Consider the following 3,516-nt stretch of genomic DNA (forward strand, 5'->3'; position numbering starts at 1 on the left):
CGCCTTTCGCCAGAGGATCTTCAAAAACAGGCTGATCTGTTCTGAAACATCTCCTGTGCCGGGGCTACCTGGTCTTGGCGGAATACAGCGCCCACAAATCCGGCCGCTTATCCTGCGTCAGGCGCTCCGCCTCCGACCGCCGCCATTTTTCAATCTCGCCGTGATGGCCGGACATGAGGACGGGCGGGATCTCGCGCCCTTCCCAGAGAGCGGGCCGCGTATATTGCGAATGTTCCAGCAGGCCGTGAGAATGGCTTTCCTCCTCGGTCGAGGCGGCGTTGCCAAGGACGCCGGGCAAAAGCCGCACGACGGCGTCAAGCATGGCCTGCGCGGCAATTTCACCCCCGGAGAGAACGAAGTCTCCAAGGCTGACCTCTTCGACGGCGTAGTGATCCAGCACCCGCTGGTCGACACCTTCGAACCGGCCCGCGAGCATGGTTATGCCCTGCGCCCTGGCCCAACGGCGGGCCACGGCCTGATCGAAGGGTTTGCCGCGTGGCGAGAGGTAGACCACCGGCCATTTCGTCCGGTCGGGGGGGGTGCCGATGGCGGCCTGATCGAAAGCGTTGCCCACGACATCGGCGCGTAGCACCATGCCCGCGCCACCGCCTGCGGGCGTGTCGTCGACGTTGCGGTGTTTGCCCACGCCGAAGGGACGCAGGGGGATCGTCTCAAGCTGCCAGAGCCCCTCGGCCAGCGCCTTGCCGGTGAGGGAAAGGCCAAGCGTCCCCGGGAATGCCTCGGGGAAAAGCGTGATGATGCGCGCGGTCCATGCCCCTTTGAGGCGCGGGACTTCCGCCATCAGGTCGCGTGGCTTGAGCGAGGCCGTAACGGAAAGCCGCCCGTGCGATTTCGGTTTCTCCTCACCCGTCACTCGGTCTCCTCCGGCGGGTCTGCGATGATGCGCCCGGCGGTCAGATCGACCGTGGGGACAGCGGCACGCGTGAAGGGCAGGAGAAGCGCGGTCTTCCGGCCCGGTGCGAAGATCTCAAGAATATCGCCCGCGCCGTGATTGTGGACCGCGCGAAGCGTGCCGAGTTTGGTGCCACCTGTGTCGAAAACCTCTAATCCGATCAGGTCGGAATGGTAGAATTCGTCATCCGGCAGGTTCGGCAGCATCGACCGGTCGGCGTAGAGTTCGACGCCGCGCATCGCATCGGCCTCTTCCTTGCTCGTGATGCCCGAGAGGCGCGCGGCAAAGCCGTTGTTGACGGTACGGGTGATGCGCAGGCTGAAGCTGCGCGTGCCGTCTTCGGTGTAAAGCGGGGCATAGGCGGCAATCGCCTCGGGCTGGGCGCAGAAGCTTTTCAGCCGCACCTCGCCCATGACACCGAACGCGCCGCCAATGGCGCCGACACAGATGCGGTCAGTCGCCATCCGTCACCTCCGGGCAGTCGGCCGCCACCGGGGCGGCGGCCGCCACCGGGGCGGCGGCCGTTTTCGGGACCAGTATGCGGTCGGTCTTCATCCCGAGCCAGAACGCCCCCGCGCATAAGGTGAGCGTGACGAGCCGACGCAGGAAGAAGCCGATCAGCATTTGGTTTCAGCGCCTTATTCGGACGCTGCTTCGTCGGCAGCAGCCTCTTCAACCGGCGCTTCGGCCGGTGCTTCGGCGGGGGCAGCGGCAGCTTCGGCGGCGGCGGCGGTTTTCGCGGCCTTTTCCTCGGCGCGCTTCTTGGCCTTGTCGCCCGGCTCGGCCTTCTTCATGTTGGCGCGGGTTGCCTTTTCCTTAACGCCAGCAGCTTCCAGCATGCGGGCGATGCGGTCGGTCGGCTGTGCGCCTTTGGAGAGCCAGTGCTGCACGCGCTCCATGTCCATCTTCACGCGCTCTTCCGAATCCTTCGGCAGGAGCGGGTTGTATGTGCCGAGCTTTTCGAGGAAGCGGCCGTCGCGCGGCATGCGGCTGTCGGCGGCCACGATCGAATAGAACGGACGTTTCTTGGAGCCCCCACGGGCGAGGCGGATTTTCATAGCCATTTGAATGTCTCCTTTACTTGGCTTTGAAACAGGCAGATGCCTGTTATTCCTTGGTTATTTCTGTAGTTTCTCGTGGTGCCTGATGACTTCGCTGATAACGAAGTTCAGGAATTTCTTGGCGAAGGCGGGGTCGAGATCGGCGTCGAGCGCCATGCGCTGCAGCCGTTCGATCTGCTGCGCCTCGCGCATCGGATCGGAGGCGGGCAATTCGTATTCGGCCTTGAGCCGCCCCACCGCCTGGGTGTGCTTGAAGCGCTCGGCCAACGTGTAGACGAGGATCGCGTCGAGCCGGTCGATGCTTTCGCGGTGTCCCTTCAGGAGGGCGGCAGCAAGGGTTGTGGGATCGCTCATCGGGGCCTCCGGTGCGGGGTCGGCAATGTGTCGGCAAAACGTATGGCAAGCGTCGGACAGGTATCGGCGGCAGTCGCGCAGGATTGCGGGGCCAGAACCGGGGCGCTGCCCCGGACCCCGGGGTATTTGGGCAATGAAGAAACGGAACGGGTCATGGCTTTGCCTTCCGGCGGTGGCGGTAGACGAGGCATTCGGGACATTCTTCGGGCCGGGCGGCATCGGCGTCGAACCCTGCGCCGAGCCGTTCGGTGAGCGCCACCGAGCGGTGATTGCCGGGTGCGATATAGGAGACGATGCTGTCCCAGCCGAGCGTGCCGAAGACATAGTCACGGGTGGCGATTGCGGCCTCTGCCGCATAGCCCTTGCCTTCATTTCCGTCGGTGACCATCCAGCCCAGTTCCGGTTCCGGGTCGCCCATCGCATGGTGCAGGATCGACATGCCGGTGAAGCGGCCCGTTGCCACCTCTTCCATCGAAAAGGGGCCATAGCCGTGCAATTGCCAGCTGGCGATTTCGGCGCAGAAGTCGAACCAGGCCATCTGGCGGATGAAGGGTCCGCCCATATGCGCGGCGCGGTCCGACATCATGATTGCCATGTATGCGTCCGCATCGTCGAGCCGGGGCGCGCGCAGGATCAGGCGGTCGGTGCGCAGGGTCGGGATGGTCAGTGCTTGTCCAGTCACGCCGACGCCTCCGGTGTGGGGTGGCGGTAGACGAGGCAAGGTCTGTCGCCGGGATAGGCGGCCGTGTCGTCGCGCCATGCGCCCAGCCGCTCGGCCAGCGCGATGGAGCGGGCATTGTCGGGGTCGATATAGCTGACCGCCGTGTTCCAACCCAGATCGTGGAAAGCGTGGGCACGGGCGGCCTCGGCAGCCTCGCGGGCGTAGCCCTTGCCCTCTGCCTCCGGCGTCCAGAGGGTCCAGCCAAGCTCGCGCTCGGGCCAGTCAGCGGGATACCATGGGCCGGTCATGCCGAGCGGTGCGTCGGAGCCTTTCAGCGTGAAGGCGAACGAGCCGTAGCCGCGCAACGCCCACATGCCCGCGATATGGCCGAAAGCGCGCCATGCCTTGCCCTCATCAAGCGGCCCGCCAATATAGCGCGACCGGTCGGAGGCGACGAAGTCGCGCCAGGCGGGCCAGTCGGCCATGACCGGCGCACGCAAGGTCAGGCGGTCGGTGGTCAGGACGGG

Annotated in this window: 7 protein-coding genes; all 7 read right to left on the reverse strand. The window is 65.4% G+C overall.

Annotated elements, in window-relative coordinates; translation table 11 throughout:
• Window positions 1-64: 64 nt before the first annotated feature.
• Complete coding sequence (trmD, locus tag WBB85_RS21945) at window positions 65-874, reverse strand: tRNA (guanosine(37)-N1)-methyltransferase TrmD (RefSeq protein WP_432640698.1); 810 nt, start codon at window positions 872-874, stop codon at window positions 65-67.
• Window positions 871-1,377, reverse strand: coding sequence for a ribosome maturation factor RimM (gene rimM, locus WBB85_RS21950; RefSeq protein WP_432640699.1), 507 nt, complete (start codon window positions 1,375-1,377; stop codon window positions 871-873). Before rimM ends, trmD begins: the two co-directional genes overlap by 4 nt.
• Window positions 1,367-1,537, reverse strand: a complete 171-nt coding sequence (locus WBB85_RS21955; RefSeq protein ID WP_432640700.1) for a hypothetical protein — start codon at window positions 1,535-1,537, stop codon at window positions 1,367-1,369. Before WBB85_RS21955 ends, rimM begins: the two co-directional genes overlap by 11 nt.
• Before the next feature lie 14 nt (window positions 1,538-1,551).
• On the reverse strand, window positions 1,552-1,977 hold the full coding sequence (rpsP, locus tag WBB85_RS21960) for a 30S ribosomal protein S16 (protein WP_432640701.1): 426 nt from the start codon (window positions 1,975-1,977) through the stop codon (window positions 1,552-1,554).
• A 54-nt stretch (window positions 1,978-2,031) separates the two neighbouring features.
• Window positions 2,032-2,328 (reverse strand): chorismate mutase, encoded by a 297-nt coding sequence (locus WBB85_RS21965; RefSeq protein ID WP_432640702.1) that lies wholly within the window; start codon window positions 2,326-2,328, stop codon window positions 2,032-2,034.
• Window positions 2,329-2,479: 151 nt separating this feature from the next.
• Complete coding sequence (locus tag WBB85_RS21970; protein WP_432640703.1) at window positions 2,480-3,010, reverse strand: GNAT family N-acetyltransferase; 531 nt, start codon at window positions 3,008-3,010, stop codon at window positions 2,480-2,482.
• Window positions 3,007-3,516, reverse strand: a 510-nt coding sequence (locus WBB85_RS21975; protein ID WP_432640704.1) for a GNAT family N-acetyltransferase, incomplete at its 5' end; no start/stop codon positions are given. The genes WBB85_RS21975 and WBB85_RS21970, both read right to left, overlap by 4 nt.

The organism is Albidovulum sp., assembly GCF_049646345.1.
Classification (GTDB): Bacteria; Pseudomonadota; Alphaproteobacteria; order Rhodobacterales; family Rhodobacteraceae; genus Albidovulum.

Bases quoted from the DNA above. Each gene is read 5' to 3' on its own strand.
- rimM (WP_432640699.1), bottom strand. From the start codon at position 1,377: ATGGCGACTGACCGCATCTGTGTCGGCGCCATTGGCGGCGCGTTCGGT.
- WBB85_RS21955 (WP_432640700.1), bottom strand. From the start codon at position 1,537: ATGCTGATCGGCTTCTTCCTGCGTCGGCTCGTCACGCTCACCTTATGC.
- rpsP (WP_432640701.1), bottom strand. From the start codon at position 1,977: ATGGCTATGAAAATCCGCCTCGCCCGTGGGGGCTCCAAGAAACGTCCG.
- WBB85_RS21965 (WP_432640702.1), bottom strand. From the start codon at position 2,328: ATGAGCGATCCCACAACCCTTGCTGCCGCCCTCCTGAAGGGACACCGC.